Source organism: Agrobacterium sp. El2ro-1b (genome assembly GCF_048298475.1).
In the GTDB taxonomy this organism is placed as follows: Bacteria; Pseudomonadota; Alphaproteobacteria; order Rhizobiales; family Rhizobiaceae; genus Agrobacterium; species Agrobacterium fabrum.
Genome location: NZ_CP103458.1, coordinates 1,828,141 through 1,844,718, shown reverse-complemented (window position 1 = coordinate 1,844,718; position 16,578 = coordinate 1,828,141). Strand labels below are relative to the sequence as shown.

The window sequence follows — 16,578 nt, the reverse complement described above, 5'->3', positions numbered from 1 at the left end:
CGCTTTTTTGTGTTTTCAGTTGAGCTTACGACCGCAATGCCGCCAGTTCCTCAATGCCGACATGGCTTTCGACCTCGCTGCCGCGCAGATAGAGGTAGAGGCCGATCGCGAAGGCAAGGACGGCGATGAAGACCAGATACCAGGCGTGGGCCATCGGATTGATGGCAAGCGCCGTCGTTACGCCGATCGGCGTCAGCCCGCCGAAGACGGCATAAGAGACGTTATAGGCGAAGGAGAGACCGGAAAAGCGGACCGATGCCGGGAAGGCCCGCACCATGACATAGGGCACGGCGCCGGCCATGCCGACCGAAAGGCCCATCACGCCATAAAGCACGAACATGGTCTGAAGCGAGGTGCCGGCATAGCTGTAGAAGGTGAAGGTGGCGATGCCGAAGAAGATGCTGGCGCCCATGAAGAAGATGCCGGAGCCGATGCGGTCGATCAGCGCGCCGGCGATGATGACGCCGAAGATCAGGAACAACGTGCCGAAGCTGGTACCGGCTAAGGCCTGCGTCGGGGTGTAACCGTAGAGCTTCTGCAGGAAGGTGGCCGTCATCAGCGTGGTGACGACGATGGCCGCCGATAGAACCCAGGTCAACAGGGCAGAGATGATCACGCCGCGCCTGTGATGCTTCAGCACGAGACCAAGCGGCAGCTTGTCGGTGAGCGACTTCGACTTCTTCATTTCCATGAAGATCGGCGTCTCTTCCAGCCAACGGCGCAGATAGACGGCGATGAGGCCGAAAACGCCGCCAAGCAGGAACGGGATGCGCCAGGCGTAGCCGGCCACGTCTTCCGGTGTGAAGAGCGAGTTGATGGCAAAGGCGATCAGCGACCCCAGCATGATGCCGAACGAAAGCCCGGAGGTGAGGAAACCGCAGGCGAGGCCAACGCGGCGGAAGGGCACATGTTCGGCAACGAAGGTCCACGCCCCCGGCACCTCGCCGCCGATGGCAGCGCCCTGCAGCATGCGCAGGATGATGAGCAGGATGGGTGCCGCCACGCCGATGGTGGCATAGGTCGGCATCAGCGCCATGCCGAGTGTGGAGAGCGCCATCAGGAGGATGGAGAAGGCGAAGACGCGCTTGCGTCCATACCGGTCGCCATAATGCGCCAGCACGATGCCGCCCAGCGGCCGCACCAGATAACCGGCGGCGAAGATGCCGAAGGTCTGGATCATCACCAGCCAGTCCGGCATTTCCGGCGGGAAAAACAGATGGCCGATGACGGTGGCGAAAAATACGAAAATGATGAAGTCGTAAAATTCGAGCGCGCCGCCGAGGGCCGAAAGACCGAGCGTTCTGAAATCCTGGCTGTTGAGGGGACGGGCCGCCGCCGGTGTGGTGGTGGGAGACATGAGCCTGCTTCTTTTCTAAATTACGTATTACTTATGGGAATGCGGCAAGCGCGGCGGGATTTCAAGCCTTATCGATCCTCAATCGTCGAGGTATTTCGACGGACGATCGAGAAAGCGGCGCAGAAAGGCGATGTTTTCCAGTTCGTCATAGAGCCGTTCTGTAATGCCATCCTCATCGAAATAATAAATCGTCGCCTCTGGAATGGCTAAAAGCACGGGTGAGTGGGTGGCGATGATCAATTGCCCGCCGCCATCGGCCGCTTGGCGGATGATTGCCGCCAGTTCCAGCTGCTTTTGCGGCGAAAGCGGACTTTCCGGTTCGTCGAGAAAATAAAGGCCGGCGCCGTGCAGCCGCCGGTGCATGATATCGAGGAAGCCTTCACCATGTGACCGTCGGTCGAGGCTGTTGTTCCTGACAATCCCGCGAAAGGTCTCCGGCGTTTCCTCGGGAAAATCCTCGCCTTTCTTCAGGGCCTTTTCCCGCTCCCAGCGAAAATCGTCCAGCGCATCCTCGTTCTGCCGGCGGATATAGCCCAGCAAATCTTCGGCGCGCAGAAACATGCGTATCTTCGGATATTTCTTGCGGGCGAAATAGAAGGCCTTCGCCACGGTCTCGGCGTGCTGGAGATAGAGGTCACCCTTGACCTCGCCATGATTGCCGATGGCATAGGCCGTCATTCCCGCCGCCAGCCCTTCCAGCAATGTCGATTTGCCGGAACCGTTATTGCCGGCGAAAAAGGTGATCGGTGTCTTGAATTCGAGGCGTTCCAGATGGCGCATGGCCGGAACGGAAAAAGGATATTCCTCCCGTCCCTCCGGCTTTTCCTTCATGGCTACGCTGTCGAGAAACAGCATGTCGCAGTCCTTGCCAATATTTATCCTGTCCGGAGATGTTTCGCCCGGAGGCCTGTTCGAGGCCCGTGCACCGGAGCGGGTGAGTGTGGCCGGAGCTTAACCCGTCGCGTGGCCCGCGCCAACGGCCCATTCAGTATGCTCCACCGTGTTGAATCTTGTGGTTATTTAGAGAGGCGTGAAATAATAATTCAGGTATTTAAAATAAATAATCACGTCTATTCGATCTACCATAAATATATATGGTATTGTTAAAACTATAATTCCGATGTAAATGTCAGTTTAAGCGAGATATTCTATTAGTTGTTCATTCTTTTTTCTATTTTGAGGAATGGATGGGTTACACAGCGCTATTTTCAGCCGCAGCCTTGTTTTCCGTGATATTCGCGAGTGTGGCTGAAGCGCGGAAGGATCGTTTATTCGCCATCTCCGAATCCGGTGGCGGCGAGACGATTGCTCTCGTCTACGATTTGCCGAATACCCCCGCTTTTCTGGCGGAGGGAAACACGCTCGATCTCGGTTTTCTGAACAGCGACAGTGGCAGCGGTTATGTTCTGTATTATGGCGACCGTTATACTAGGCTCAGTGATGCCGATGTTGCGCGCTTGAAGACCAGGCTTGGTTTCGATCCGACGATCCAGCACCGCCTGGAACGCGCAGCCCGCGAAAAGCAGAATGAGCGCTGGAATCTGGCTATTTTTTTCGTCGTGCTGGTGGTCGGCTTTTTTCTGGTCGTCCTTAAGGGGCTGGACGCCGTCCGGTGGTTCTGGCGATTGCTGACAATGCTCGTCGACACTGACAAAGGGCAGGCGGCAGAGCCTTACGATCCACTCAAAGGTCGCAAGAAGCGGCTGGTGAGACGTCAGTACAGCCAGCCGAGGACAGATTCCGTTGCTGCCCGCCCGGCGCCACCGCCGGTGGAGTCCTCGCCGCCGACAGACGGCACGGCACGGGCTTTTGGGCGCAGGAACAAGTGAAGCGAAGCCGAATGGCTTCGACCGGTACTATTCGAACCGGTCGATGATGCTGATTCCACTCTCCTGGAACCGATCCATTCCGGGCAGGGCGACGGCCGCTTCGGTCAGCGAGATATGGCGGCCAATCAGCTTTTCCGGCGCAAGCCTGCCGCTTTCGATCATGGCCAGCATGTCCTCGTAACGCCATGCCTGCATGCCGTGGCTGCCATAGATCTCCAGCTCATGGGCGATCACCCGGGCCATGGGAATGGCCGGCATGGCATGGTCGGCCAGCATCAGCCCCACCTGCACATGGCGTCCGCGCCGGCGCAGGTTGCTGATGGAATTGCAGCAGGTCTGTGGATGGCCAAGCGCATCCACCGACACATGCGCGCCGCCACCGGTGATGTCGCGGACCGCTTCGGCGACATCGGCAACGGAGCGGCTGTTGATGGTTGCGGTTGCACCCAACGTCCGGGCGAGTTCGAGCTTGTCTTCGGCAATGTCGATGGCGACGACCTGTGCGCCAAGACCTACGCCGATCATGATGGCGGAGAGGCCAACACCGCCGCAGCCGTGGACCGCCAGCCATTCGCCGCCCTTCAGGCGTCCCTGATCCGTCACCGCCCGGAAGGAGGTGGCGAAACGGCAACCGAGACCGGCGGCGGTGGCATAACTCATCGATTCCGGCAGGTGCACAAGGTTCTGATCGGCATAGTCGATGGCGACATATTCGGCGAAGGAACCCCAATGGGTGAAGCCGGGCTGGAACTGCGTTTCGCAGACCTGCTGGTTGCCGGAGCGGCACTCATGGCAATGGCCGCAGCCGGAGACGAAGGGCACGGTAACGCGATCACCCGTCTTGAATCGGGTGACGTTTCTGCCGACGGCGGAGATGACGCCGGCGAACTCGTGGCCGGGGACATGTGGCAGGCGGATATCCGTGTCATGTCCCATCCAGCCATGCCAGTCGCTGCGGCAGAGGCCGGTTGCCTTCACCGCAATCACCACGCCGCCATCGCTCGGTTCCGGATCGGGCAGGGACGCGACTACAGGGGTCTCGCCGAATCGTTCGTAATAAAGCGCGCGCATCATGGCCTCACATCATTGGTCCGCAGGTTCAAATCCCAACCTGCTCTAGAGCATTTTCAGCAAAAGTGCGAAGCCGTTTTACGTCAGGAGAAGCGCTTCAGTCCTTGATGAGCATCAGGTCGCCGGCTGCGAATTTCAGTGTCACCTGCTCACCGACAGCGGGCGGCGCTGTGCCGGGATCGTTGAACATGTCGAAGGACAGCGTCGAACCGCCCAGATCAAGGCGGGTGCGGATGACGGAGCCGAGGAACTGGCTGGAGGTGACGAGGCCGGAAATGGCAACGTCGCCTTTCGCATCGCTGCCGAGGGAACCTGCTTCGGGGCGAAGCGCCAGCGTGATTTTTTCGCCATTCGCCGCATCTACCGGCTTGGGCAGGGCGATCTGCTGCTCTCCGACACGGATGGCATTGGACGAGGAATCCACCACGGTGGCGTCGATGAGGTTCAACGTGCCGACGAAGGACGCGACGAAGCGGGTGGCGGGTTTGTTGTAGATATCGAAGGGCGAACCGATCTGGTCGGCACGGCCACCATTCATCACGACGATGCGGTCGGATATCGACAGGGCCTCTTCCTGATCGTGGGTCACGAAAATGGTGGTGATGCCGAGTTTCTGCTGGATCTGGCGGATTTCCTCACGCAGCGAGACACGGATCTTGGCATCGAGCGCGGAGAGCGGCTCGTCCAGCAGAAGCACTTCCGGCTTCGGCGCAAGCGCGCGGGCAAGCGCCACGCGCTGCTGCTGGCCACCCGACATCTGATAGGGATAACGGTCCGCCAGATGTTCCAGATGGATGAGCTGGAGCATTTCCTTCACGCGGGTATCGATCTCGGCTTTTGGCTTGCCGGCGACTTTGAGACCGAAGGCGACGTTTTCATATACATTCATGTTCGGGAACAGGGCATAGGCCTGGAACACCATGCCGATATTACGCTGGTTCGGTCTGAGCGTCGTCTGGTCCTTGCCGTTGATGACGATCGATCCGCCGGTCGGGATTTCGAAACCGGCGATCATGCGCAGCACGGTGGTCTTGCCGCAGCCCGATGGTCCGAGAAAGGAGACGAATTCGCCTTTTTCGATGGCCATGTTGAAATCATGCACGACCTGCACGGAGCCGAAGGATTTCTTGATGTTGCTAAGTGTCAAAAAGCTCATGAAAATCTTGTCCTCAGGCCTTGGGAGGCGCGCCCTTCTGATAGCGGGAAACGAGTTGGATCAGACCGAGGCAACCCCAGGTGATGCCGAAGGAAATCACGGCAAGTGCGGCCGGTTCATAGGCGCGGTTGGCGCCAAGCAGCTGCATGTAGGGGCCAAAGGCCGGGCGGTTCAAAAGGGCCGCCATGGTGAATTCACCGATGACGATGGCGAAGGTCAAGAACGCGCCCGAAAGCACGGCGACCAGTACATTGGGCAGAATGATGCGCGACAGAATGGTCGTCCAGCCCGCGCCAAGGCTCTGCGCCGCTTCCGTGAGCGTCGAGACGTCGATGGTTCTAAGACCCGTGTCGACGGCGCGGTACATATAGGGCAGGGCAAGCGTGGCATAACCGAACATCAAAAGCAGGTTGGTGCCGAAGGTCGTGCCGGTCAGCGGTAACCAGCTCGAGGTGTTGTAGAGCCTGATATAACCGAACACGATGACGATGGCCGGAATGACCAGCGGCAGCAGCGTGATGAATTCGATATAGGGGCGCAGGCCCGGCAGTTTCAGACGCACCCAATAGGCTGTCGGCACCACCAGAAGAACCCCGAAAACGATGGTGAACAGCGCCATCACCACCGAATAGCTGAAGGTTTCCTGAAAGCGCGGATCGGTGAGCACCTTGCCATAGGCGTCGAAGGAATATTCGCCGCGCCGCATCTTCAGCGAAAAGTTGGTCATGCCAATCAGCGGCAGAGCGAAATAAAGCAGGCCGAATGCCAGCGCGCCCCAGGCGAAGAAACGCTTCATTTCAGCCACCTTTCGCTGCGGGCGCGCAGCCAGATATAAAGTGCATTAGCGATGCCGGTCAGGACGATCATGCCGAAGGCGAGCGCGTAACCCAGATGCGGATTGCCCAGAACGTCGCCGCGGATTTGCGCGAAGAGCAGGATCGGCACGATGTTGAGCGAGGAGCCGGTGAGCGCGATCGCGGTGGCCACTGCGCCGAAGGCATTGGCAAACAGCAGTGACATGGTGCCGAGCAGCGACGGCAACAGGATCGGGAAAGCCACCATGCGCCAATATTGCAGGCCGGTGGCGCCGAGAATTTCGGCCGCCTCACGCCATTCACGCTTCAGCCCGTCCAGCGCCGGTGTGATGATCAGGATCATCAGTGGTATCTGGAAAAACAGATAGGTGACCGTCAGGCCCCAGAAAGACAGGATGTTGAAACCGAGGAGCCTCAGATCAATGCCGATCTGCGTCTTCAGGAAGACGGTGAGCAGGCCGACCGGGCCAAGTGTGGCGATGAAGGCGAAGGCGAGCGGCACGCCGGCAAATTGCGAGGCGACACCGGAAAAGGTGAGAAGCGGGCCGCGGATACGTTGCGGCAGGCCACCCAAAACGACGGCTGCGGCCACGGCAAAACCGATCAGGCAGCCCAGCGCCGCGGAGGCGAGGCTGATCTTGATCGAGATCCAGTAGGCAGCAAGGATCGAAGAGGTGAAAAGCCCGGCAATGTTATCAAGCGTGAAGCTGCCGTCCGTTTGCTGAAACGCGCCGATGACGATCTTCATCGTCGGCAGGATCAGGAACAGCATAACAAAGACGGCAAAAGGTACGACGCCTATCCAGTTCAGCGGCAACTTTCTGCCCGCGTCGGATGGTCCGCCGGTGTTGGTTGATGGCATGCCTTGTCCCCAAACGCCGTTTTCGAAACGGTCTGTCTCTAAAGGTCTTTCTCGAGCACATCCGGTTAAAACGGAAATGTCGGACGCGCGCTCGATTTTTGTCTTGCGCATTTTCCGGACGTAAAACCGCGACGCACTTTTACTGGAAATGCTTTTAAAGAAGCACCCCGGCTTTCGATTGGCCGGGGTGCGTTTTCAGCAGTTTACTTCACGTTTGCGCCGACGACTTTGTCCCAGCCGCCGGTGACGGCAGCCTTGTTGGCATCAACTTCCTCGAGTGTCGGGAAGATCGCCTTTTCATAGGCTGCTGCCGGCGGCAGGCTGTCGATCAGTTCCTGCGGAACCTTGCCGGCCTTGACCATGGCGTTGAAGCGGATCGGGTGGCAATAGCCCTTCAGCCAGCCGAGCTGACCGTCGTCCGAATAGAGATGCTCCATCCAGAGCTTTGCAGCGTTCGGATGCGGTGCGTAGGCGGAAATGCCCTGAACGTAAACGCCGGCGAGAACACCCTTTTCAGGCACGACGACTTCGGTCGGCGGGTTGTCGTTCAGCGTTTTCTTCCAGGAGAGGGCGTTGTAGTCCCAGGCGACGATGATCGGGGTTGCGCCCTGTGCCAGCGTGCCAGCCTTGCCGATGACCGGAAGGAAGTTACCAGCCTTGTTGAGGTCGGCGAAATACTTCAGGCCAGCTTCACCGGCTTCCTTGCCGGACTTTGCGCCGGTGGAAAGCCCGGCGGCGAGAACGCCGAGGATCGCCTGGTTGGAGGCGCGCGGGTCGCCAGCGAGCGCTACCTGACCGGAATATTCCGGCTTCAGCAGGTCGGCCCAATCCTTCGGCACGTTCTTGACGAGGTCCTTGTTCACGAACATCGACATGACGCCGTAATAGTCGCCGTACCAGTAACCGTCGGCGTCCTTGACGTTGTCAGGGATTTCGGCCCAGGTGGAGACCTTGTAGGGCTGCAGCAGGCCTTCGGCCTTCATCTGCGGGCCGAAGGCGAGACCGACGTCGACAACGTCAGGAGCCTGCGGGCCCTTATTGTCCTTGTTCGCCTTGACCGCTTCCACTTCATCCGCAGAGCCGGCGTCGGGGTTCAGTTCGTTGACGGTGATTTCCGGATATTTTGCCTTGAACGCGGCGATCACGTCGCCATAACCGCACCAGTCGTGCGGCAGCGCGACGGTGGTCAGCATGCCTTCCTTCTTGGCGGCAGCGATCAGTTCAGCGCTCGGTTCAGCGGCGGCAATCGCGGTGGAGGCGATGACCAGTGCGGTGGTCGTAGCAAGCAGTCGGCGGCAGTGAGAGATCACTTTTTTCTCCTCTTCGTGTTCTCATATTGCGGACGCTGATACGGAGTCTCAATGAAGCTAATGTGACGGCTGGATTGCAATTTATTTATCCGGATTCCGCCACTTTACACTCGTTTTCCGCCATTATCAGGCTTTTGTGCCTGCAATTGCGGGAGATTCCCCTCGTTGTCCGATTGTCCAGATATGTTCCCCAGCTTGGTCTATTATCCTGTTTTATCGTGCTGGTAGCGATTACAGGTATCCAATCAGCGTGCGGCATCCGCGTCAAGTAAGTTGCCGGCTAGATAGTTTCATGTTCTTTCCGGCCTGCGGAACAGCCGTGTCTGTTCGAACAGCCCCTCGAGTGCGTTCATGCGTTCCTTGGTTTCATCCCAGGTGCCGTTCTGCACCGCTTCGATCAGGGCTTCGACCACGAACAGGGTGACGACGGAGGAGTCCCATGCCGAGGGAGCCTCGATCCGGACCCGGAAGGTGTGCAGCGCATGGCGGGCCACCGGCGATGTCCATTGGTCGGTGAAGAGGATGATCTGCACGCCGTTTGCCTTGGCCACCTCGGCCAGCGTCGTCATGTCGTGCTCGTAACGGCGGATGTCGAAAATGACCAGCACGTCGCCTGCGCTCATGTTCAGCATATATTGCGGCCAGGCGCTGGAATTGGACGACATCAGCGTCGTTTTCGGCCGAATCACCTGCATGTGGGTGAAGAAATATTCGGCAATCGCACCGGTGATGCGCCCGCCGACGAAATAGATGCTGCGCTTGCGGTCCGAGAGCAGCCTTGCCGCATTGTCGAAGGCGGCGGTGTCGAGATCACCAAGCGTATCGCGCAGATTGCCGGTGATGGCGTCGGCGAAGCGGTTGAGAATGTGCAGCCCCGGGGCATTGGTCGCCCAGCGGTCGTGTTTGGCGACCGGGCCTGAGATCGTCGCCTCCAGCTCCTGATGCAGATGCGCCTGGAATTCCGGATAGCCCTTATAACCGAGCTTCTGCACCATGCGCGCCACCGTCGGCGTCGAAACGCCGGCATTTTCGGCGATGGTGGTGATGCTGCCGAGGCCCGAAACCGGGTAGTTGCCGAGCAGGCTTTCCGCCAGCCGTTTTTCCGAACGGGTCAGTGCGTCGTAATGGGCATGGATGACATCCGAGACGGTGGCCGTCGTGCTGCGCAAACTTTTCCCCTTCCGGTCTTCTGCCGGTGCATGGCTAAAATAAACATCTGCGCCAGCCATCGAGTCAATGGAAAAATGAAGAGAAAATTTCAAATTCCATTTGACACTCGCAATAATGTGAAGAATTCTTTTCGTCATTGGCGGGATAGCGGGTTCCGGGCGGGGTCGTGCATGACGGTGCGTTCACGGTTTTTTACAGAAGCGGAGGGGCAGGCCGTCGGCGTCGAGAATGCGACGGCGAAGGGCGATGTTCTTCTCGTCTGCGAACATGCCTCCGCCACCATTCCGCAGAAATACGGCACATTGTGTCTTTCGGCGGATGTGCTTTCAAGCCATGCGGCCTGGGACCCGGGTGCTCTTGCCGTTGCCCGTCTGCTATCTGAAAAATTCGACGCCACGCTCGTCTATCAGCGGTTTTCGCGTCTGGTCTATGATTGCAACCGCCCGCCCGAATCGCCGTCCGCGATGCCGGTGAAGAGCGAGATTTACGATATTCCCGGCAATTTCGATCTCGACGAAGCGGAACGTTTCGCGCGCACGTCAGCGCTTTACGTGCCGTTTCATGACCGGGTGAGCGAGATCATCACGGAGCGGCAGGCCGCCGGCCGCAAGGCGGTGGTGGTGACCATCCACAGTTTCACGCCGGTTTATCACGGCCGGTTCCGCGAGGTTGAAATCGGCATTTTGCACGATAGCGACAGCCGCCTGGCGGACGCGATGCTGGCGAGTGCCGAAGGCGCCTCGCTGACGGTCAGGCGCAACGATCCTTACGGGCCGGAAGACGGTGTGACGCATACGCTCCGGCTGCATGCGCTGCCGGACGGTCTTTTGAATGTCATGATCGAAATCCGCAACGATCTCATCACCAATGAAGGGGAACAGGCGACCATTGCCGGTTTCCTCCACGAACTTATGGGGAAGGCGCTCTCATCGATTGAAGAGTGAGGGAGCAAGGGCCGGTCGATGGTGAAAACGCCGGGGCCGGCTTCAAAAGGAGACTGCCGTCATTCAACAAAGCCGGCCAGAGAAGCCGGGAAGACGCGAAACGGCAAGGGAACAGCAGTGCGTGCGGCAGAGCGCGGGGAGCACCCGCGTAACGCTGAAAACTGGGGCACAATCGGCCAATAATGGCTGACTGGCTTGTTTTTTTCTTATCAGGAGAGAAGGGCATGGACAGTTCATCATCGGGCGTCAGCTACAAGAAGGCTGATGCATCCTATTTCGAAAAACGCGGGCTTTCCCGTTATGCGGGGGTGTGGTCGCTTTGGGCGCTTGGCGTCGGGGCGGTTATATCAGGGCATTTTTCCGGATGGAATTTCGGATTCTCCACCGGCGGCTGGGGCGGCATGCTGGTGGCGGGCATCATCATCGCCGTCATGTATCTCGGGCTGACATTTTCGATCGCGGAAATGAGCCCGGCCCTGCCGCATACCGGCGCGGCCTATTCCTTCGCCCGCACGGCGATGGGGCCGTGGGGCGGCTTCGTCACCGGCCTTTGTGAGAATGTCGAATATGTACTGACGCCGGCGGTCATCGTGACCTTCATCACGGCCTATATGAACTCCATTCTGGGGCTTGATCCAGCCTATTCACCCTTCGTGTGGATAGGGTTCTATGTGATCTTTCTGGCGCTCAATGTTTTCGGGCTGGAACTTTCCTTCAAGGTGACACTGGTCATCACGCTGATTTCGCTCGGCGTTCTGGTGTTCTTCTGGATCAGCGCCATTCCGAACATGGATTTCTCCCGTTATGCGCTGAACATCGGCGTCGGTCCTGATGGCAAGGCGGTCGAGCTGCCGGAGGGCGGCGGTTCGTTCTTCCCCTTCGGTTTTTCGGGCGTTCTCGCCACGCTGCCTTTCGCGGTCTGGCTGTTCCTCGCCATCGAACAATTGCCGCTGGCGGCCGAAGAATCGGTCGATCCGAAGCGCGATATGCCGAAGGGCATCATCCTCGGCGTCATCACGCTGATGGTCTCGGCCTTCATGATCGTCTTGCTCAATCCGTCCCTGCCGGGCGTTGGCGCCTTCCATCTCAGCTCTTCGCTTGAGCCGCTGCTGGATGGCTTCAAGGCGATCTACGGCGATGGCGGCGTGGTGCTGCTTGGCATCGTCGCGCTCACCGGCCTGATCGCCAGCTTCCATACGATCCTTTATGCGCAGGGCCGGCAGATCTATTCGCTGTCGCGGGCCGGGTACTTCCCGACCGTACTTTCCATCACCCACTCGAAATATCGCACTCCCTTCGTGGCCAATATCGCCGGCGCTCTCGTTGGTCTTGCGGTCATGCTGGTCATCTGGTTCGCACTGGGCGCGGAACAGGGCGGCAGCATCATCGGCAGCGTGCTTCTGAACATGGCCGTGTTCGGTGCGATGTTCTCCTATATCCTGCAGGCGATTTCCTTCATCCTGCTTCGGAAGAACCTGCCGCATATCGAGCGGCCGTTCCGGTCGCCCTTCGGTATTCCGGGTGCGGTGCTGACGATCGTCATCGCCATCGTCACGCTGCTTTACCAGATCCAGGATCCGAACTTCAGCAAGGGCGTGCTGTGGGTAGCTGTCTGGTTTGCCGTGGCGATCGCCTATTTCGCCTTCATCGGACGCCATCGCCTCATCCTGTCGCCGGAAGAGGAATTCGCGCTGGAGCACAAGCAGGCTGCCATGGCAGCGGCGGCTGCAAAGGCCTGATACTCAAACAAACGGGCGGCCGCATGCGGCCGCCCGGTCGCCACATTAAAGGGAACGGACAAAATGACGAGCTATACATTCGACGCGCTTAAGATGGATGTCGCCGAAGGGCGCATCGACACGGTTCTGGCCTGCCTTGTCGACATGCAGGGGCGTCTGATGGGCAAGCGGTTCCAGGCCGAATTCTTCGTCGAAAGCGCCTATGAGGAAACCCATAGCTGCAACTATGTGCTTGCGACCGACATGGAGATGGAAACCGTTCCCGGCTACAAATCATCCAGTTGGGAAAAGGGGTATGGCGATTATGTGCTGAAACCCGACCTTTCGACGCTGCGGCGCGTGCCGTGGCTGGAAGGTACGGCGCTTGTCCTCTGCGACGTGCTTGATCACCATACCCATGAAGAAGTGCCGCACTCGCCGCGCGCGCTTTTGAAAAAGCAGGTGGCGCGGCTGGAGGCCATGGGGCTGAAGGCCTTTATGGCGACCGAACTGGAATTCTTTCTGTTCGACCAGACCTTCAACGCAGCCCGCGCCAGCGGCTATAAGGATTTGAACCTCGCCAGCGGCTATAACGAGGATTACCACATCTTCCAGACGACCAAGGAAGAGGACGTCATGCGGGCGCTACGCAAGGGTCTGCAGGGTGCGGGAATTCCGGTCGAGAATTCCAAGGGCGAGGCCTCTCCCGGCCAGGCGGAAATCAATGTGCGTTATGCCGAGGCGCTGACCATGGCCGACCGGCACGCCATCATCAAGAATGCGACCAAGGAGATCGCCTGGTCGAAGGGCAAGGCGGTGACCTTCCTTGCCAAGTGGAACTACAACGCCGCTGGCAGTTCCTCGCATATTCACCAGTCGCTGTGGAGCCTCGACGGCAAGACCCCGGCGTTTCTGGACAAGGACGCCCAGCATGGCATGTCGGAGTTGATGCGGCATTATGTTGCCGGGCTTCTCGCCCATGCCAGCGAGATCACCTATTTTCTGGCGCCCTATATCAATTCCTACAAGCGCTTCATGGCCGGCACGTTTGCGCCCACCAAGGCGATCTGGAGCCTCGACAACCGCACGGCGGGATATCGCCTGTGCGGCGAAGGCACCAAAGGCATCCGCATCGAATGCCGTGTCGGCGGGTCCGATCTCAATCCCTATCTCGCCATGGCTGCTCTTCTTGCGGCGGGCATTGACGGCATCGAAAATAAACTCGAACTTGAGCCCGCTTTTGTCGGTGATGCCTATGGCGGCAATGGCGTGCGCGAGATACCCAAGACATTGCGCGACGCCACTGCTTTTCTGGACGGATCGAAAATGTTGCGCAACGCCTTTGGCGACGATGTGATCGATCATTACGTCCATGCCGGACGGTGGGAGCAGGAAGAATACGACCGCCGCGTGACCGACTGGGAAGTGGCGCGCGGTTTCGAACGGGCCTAATCATTACGGGAAAACATCATGACCATGATCCAGAATATCTCGCCCATCGATGGCTCGGTTTATGCCGAGCGGGAGGCGATGTCGCTGGAGGCGGCGCGGGCCGCCGTTTCTAAAGCGCGCAAGGCGCAAAAGGACTGGGCTCGACGTCCGCTAGAGGACCGCGTTCAACTGGTTCTGAAGGGTGTCGCACGCCTCAATGAAATGGTGGCGGAAGTCGTGCCGGAACTGGCGCATATGATGGGCCGTCCGGTTCGTTATGGCGGCGAGTTTAGGGGATTCAACGAGCGCTCCAATTATGTCGCCTCGATTGCCGCCGATGCGCTGGCTCCACTCGTCATCGAAGAAAGCGGCAATTTCGAACGCCGTATCGAGCGCGAGGCGCATGGCGTGGTTTTTGTCATCGCGCCGTGGAATTATCCCTACATGACGGCGATCAACACCGTCGCGCCTGCCCTGATGGCTGGGAATACGGTAGTCATCAAGCACGCGGCGCAGACGCTGCTGGTGGGCGAGCGCATGGTGCGGGCCTTTGTCGAGGCTGGCGTGCCGGAGGATGTCTTCATCAACGTCTTCCTCGATCACGCCACGACCTCGGCGCTGATTTCCGAAGGCCTTTTCAACTTCGTCAACTTCACCGGTTCGGTGGAGGGCGGCCGTGCCATCGAGCGCGCGGCTGCCGGCACCTTCACCGGCCTCGGGCTTGAGCTTGGCGGTAAGGACCCCGGTTACGTGATGGAGGATGCCGATCTCGACGCCGCCGTCGACACGCTGATGGACGGCGGCACTTATAATTCCGGGCAATGCTGCTGCGGTATCGAGCGCATCTACGTCAATGAAAACCTCTATGACGAATTCGTAGAGAAGTCGGTGGCGTGGGTTTCGAACTACAAGCTCGGTAATCCGCTGGAACAGGAAACGACGCTCGGGCCGATGGCCAACAAGCGTTTCGCCAAGGTGGTGCGGACGCAGATTGCGGACGCGGTTTCGAAGGGCGCCAAGGCACTGGTCGATCAGAAGCTTTTCCCGGCCGACGATGGCGAGAGTGCCTATGTCGCGCCGCAGATCCTCGTCAATGTCGATCATTCCATGGAATTCATGACTGAAGAGACTTTCGGCCCTGCTATCGGCATCATGAAGGTCAAAAATGACGACGAAGCCATCGCCCTGATGAATGACAGCAAATATGGCCTCACGGCTTCGCTGTGGACGCAGGATGCGGCGCGGGCTGCCCGGATCGGCCGCGAAATCGAAACCGGTACCGTCTTCATGAACCGTGCCGATTATCTCGATCCTGCGCTTTGCTGGACCGGCGTCAAGGAAACCGGCCGTGGCGGTTCGCTCTCCGTCCTCGGTTTCCAGAATCTGACCCGCCCGAAATCCTACCATCTGAAGAAAGTCACGAAATGAATATCGTCGCCAACTGGAGCTACCCCACCGCCGTCAAGCTTGGCCGTGGCCGGATCAAGGAACTGGCGGAAGCCTGCAAAACGCTCGGTATCAAGAAGCCGCTGCTCGTCACGGATCGTGGCCTTGCTAATATGGCGATCACCGCGCACGCGCTGGATGTGCTGGAAGAGGCGGGTCTTGGGCGGGCGATCTTCGCCGAGGTTGATCCGAACCCCAACGAAATCAACATGGAAGCCGGCGTAAAAGCTTACCGCGATGGCGGTCATGACGGCGTCGTCGCCTTTGGCGGCGGCTCGGGCCTCGATCTTGGCAAGATGATCGCCTTCATGGCCGGGCAGACGCGCCCGGTCTGGGATTTCGAGGATATCGGCGACTGGTGGACACGGGCGGACGCCTCGAAGATCGCGCCCATCGTCGCCGTTCCGACGACGGCGGGCACCGGTTCGGAAGTCGGTCGCGCCAGCGTCATCACCAATTCGCAGACGCATGTGAAGAAGATCATCTTCCATCCGAAGCTTTTGCCTGGGGTCGTCATCTGCGATCCGGAACTGACGGTCGGCATGCCGAAGGTCATCACGGCGGGCACCGGCATGGATGCCTTTGCCCATTGCCTCGAAGCCTATTCGTCGCCGTTCTTCCATCCGATGAGCGCCGGCGTCGCGCTGGAAGGGCTGCGGCTCGTCAAGGAGTTCCTGCCGCGCGCCTATAAGGATGGCACGGATATTGAAGCCCGCACCAATATGATGGCGGCGGCGGCGATGGGGGCGGTTGCCTTCCAGAAGGGACTCGGCGCCATTCACTCGCTCTCGCACCCGATCGGTGCTGTCTACAACACCCATCACGGCATGACCAATGCCGTCGTCATGCCGGCGGTGCTGCGTTTCAACCGTCCCGCTATCGAAGACAAGATCGCGCGTGCGGCCGCCTATCTCGGCATTTCCGGCGGTTTTGACGGTTTTTATGACTACGTGCTGGATCTTCGCAGGGAACTCGGCGTGCCGGAAAACCTGACCGCCATGGGCATCAAGCCGGATCGTATCGACGAGCTTGCGGCAGAAGCGATCAAGGATCCGAGCTGCGGTGGTAATCCGGTGCCGATGACTCTGGAAAATACGAGGAAGTTGTTCGAGGATTGCTTTTAAGGAGCTACCTTTATTCGTCAGTTTTGTGAGAGGTTGAGAGGGGGCCGCCTGTTTCTTCTCCCCGTGGGGGAGAAGTCCGCGGCAGCGGGATGAGGGGGCAAGCTCTCCGAAATCCGGCAACGTTGCCCCCTCATCCGACCCTTCGGGCCACCTTCTCCCCGGCGGGGAGAAGAAGCGAGTGGCAACGTCTTGCCGGACCGAGCCAGGATACGACCTCCAATCCATGAAGCCCGCGATGACCCCATCGCGGGCTTTTTGTTGCGCCGCTTCACGGTTCTTAGTGTTTTATTAACCCTGTTCGTTAAGATTGTGGAAAGCACCATGAAGGCGTCGGTGCGTGAATGA

The 16,578-nt window shown here is 59.1% G+C and carries 14 protein-coding genes; 6 read left to right on the top strand and 8 right to left on the bottom strand.

The features are described from left to right. Positions 1-25: 25 nt before the first annotated feature. Both NYR50_RS09225 and NYR50_RS09220 read right to left on the bottom strand, forming a co-directional pair. Positions 26-1,357, bottom strand: a complete 1,332-nt coding sequence (locus NYR50_RS09225) for an MFS transporter (protein ID WP_080807791.1) — start codon at positions 1,355-1,357, stop codon at positions 26-28. A 78-nt stretch (positions 1,358-1,435) separates the two neighbouring features. Then, on the bottom strand, positions 1,436-2,212 hold the full coding sequence (locus NYR50_RS09220) for an AAA family ATPase (RefSeq protein ID WP_418135718.1): 777 nt from the start codon (positions 2,210-2,212) through the stop codon (positions 1,436-1,438). Positions 2,213-2,544: 332 nt separating this feature from the next. Between NYR50_RS09220 and NYR50_RS09215 the strand changes: the two genes are divergently transcribed. Beyond that, positions 2,545-3,186, top strand: coding sequence for a hypothetical protein (locus NYR50_RS09215; RefSeq protein WP_418135717.1), 642 nt, complete (start codon positions 2,545-2,547; stop codon positions 3,184-3,186). A 27-nt stretch (positions 3,187-3,213) separates the two neighbouring features. Here the strand turns inward: NYR50_RS09215 and NYR50_RS09210 are convergent, their stop codons facing one another. From NYR50_RS09210 to NYR50_RS09185, 6 genes are all read right to left on the bottom strand, one after another. Next, positions 3,214-4,257, bottom strand: a complete 1,044-nt coding sequence (locus NYR50_RS09210) for a zinc-dependent alcohol dehydrogenase family protein (RefSeq protein ID WP_418137278.1) — start codon at positions 4,255-4,257, stop codon at positions 3,214-3,216. A gap of 97 nt (positions 4,258-4,354) precedes the next feature. Next, the gene (locus NYR50_RS09205) at positions 4,355-5,413 is read right to left on the bottom strand and encodes an ABC transporter ATP-binding protein (protein WP_418135716.1); all 1,059 of its coding nucleotides are present in this window, start codon (positions 5,411-5,413) and stop codon (positions 4,355-4,357) included. A 13-nt stretch (positions 5,414-5,426) separates the two neighbouring features. Continuing rightward, positions 5,427-6,209 carry an ABC transporter permease gene (locus NYR50_RS09200; protein WP_080807802.1) on the bottom strand — a complete coding sequence of 261 codons (783 nt, stop codon included), beginning with the start codon at positions 6,207-6,209 and terminating at the stop codon, positions 5,427-5,429. Further along, complete coding sequence (locus NYR50_RS09195) at positions 6,206-7,090, bottom strand: ABC transporter permease (RefSeq protein ID WP_080807805.1); 885 nt, start codon at positions 7,088-7,090, stop codon at positions 6,206-6,208. The genes NYR50_RS09200 and NYR50_RS09195 overlap by 4 nt, the downstream gene beginning before the upstream one ends. Positions 7,091-7,293: 203 nt before the next feature. Continuing rightward, positions 7,294-8,400, bottom strand: a complete 1,107-nt coding sequence (locus NYR50_RS09190; RefSeq protein ID WP_010972095.1) for an ABC transporter substrate-binding protein — start codon at positions 8,398-8,400, stop codon at positions 7,294-7,296. A 290-nt stretch (positions 8,401-8,690) separates the two neighbouring features. Beyond that, positions 8,691-9,569 (bottom strand): MurR/RpiR family transcriptional regulator, encoded by an 879-nt coding sequence (locus NYR50_RS09185; protein WP_418135715.1) that lies wholly within the window; start codon positions 9,567-9,569, stop codon positions 8,691-8,693. Between the two features lie 171 nt (positions 9,570-9,740). On the opposite strand from NYR50_RS09185, the gene NYR50_RS09180 reads away from it, so the two are divergent. The 5 genes from NYR50_RS09180 (at position 9,741) to NYR50_RS09160 (ending at position 16,233) form a co-directional block, all read left to right on the top strand. Continuing rightward, positions 9,741-10,514 (top strand): N-formylglutamate amidohydrolase, encoded by a 774-nt coding sequence (locus NYR50_RS09180; RefSeq protein WP_418135714.1) that lies wholly within the window; start codon positions 9,741-9,743, stop codon positions 10,512-10,514. Between the two features lie 224 nt (positions 10,515-10,738). Continuing rightward, complete coding sequence (locus NYR50_RS09175; protein ID WP_174008903.1) at positions 10,739-12,253, top strand: amino acid permease; 1,515 nt, start codon at positions 10,739-10,741, stop codon at positions 12,251-12,253. A 63-nt stretch (positions 12,254-12,316) separates the two neighbouring features. Then, positions 12,317-13,684: a glutamine synthetase family protein gene (locus NYR50_RS09170; RefSeq protein ID WP_418135713.1), complete on the top strand. Its 1,368-nt coding sequence runs from the start codon at positions 12,317-12,319 to the stop codon at positions 13,682-13,684. A gap of 18 nt (positions 13,685-13,702) precedes the next feature. After that, positions 13,703-15,091 (top strand): aldehyde dehydrogenase family protein, encoded by a 1,389-nt coding sequence (locus tag NYR50_RS09165; RefSeq protein WP_418135712.1) that lies wholly within the window; start codon positions 13,703-13,705, stop codon positions 15,089-15,091. Further along, positions 15,088-16,233 carry an iron-containing alcohol dehydrogenase gene (locus NYR50_RS09160; protein WP_418135711.1) on the top strand — a complete coding sequence of 382 codons (1,146 nt, stop codon included), beginning with the start codon at positions 15,088-15,090 and terminating at the stop codon, positions 16,231-16,233. Before NYR50_RS09165 ends, NYR50_RS09160 begins: the two co-directional genes overlap by 4 nt. The last annotated feature ends 345 nt before the right edge of the window (positions 16,234-16,578 follow it).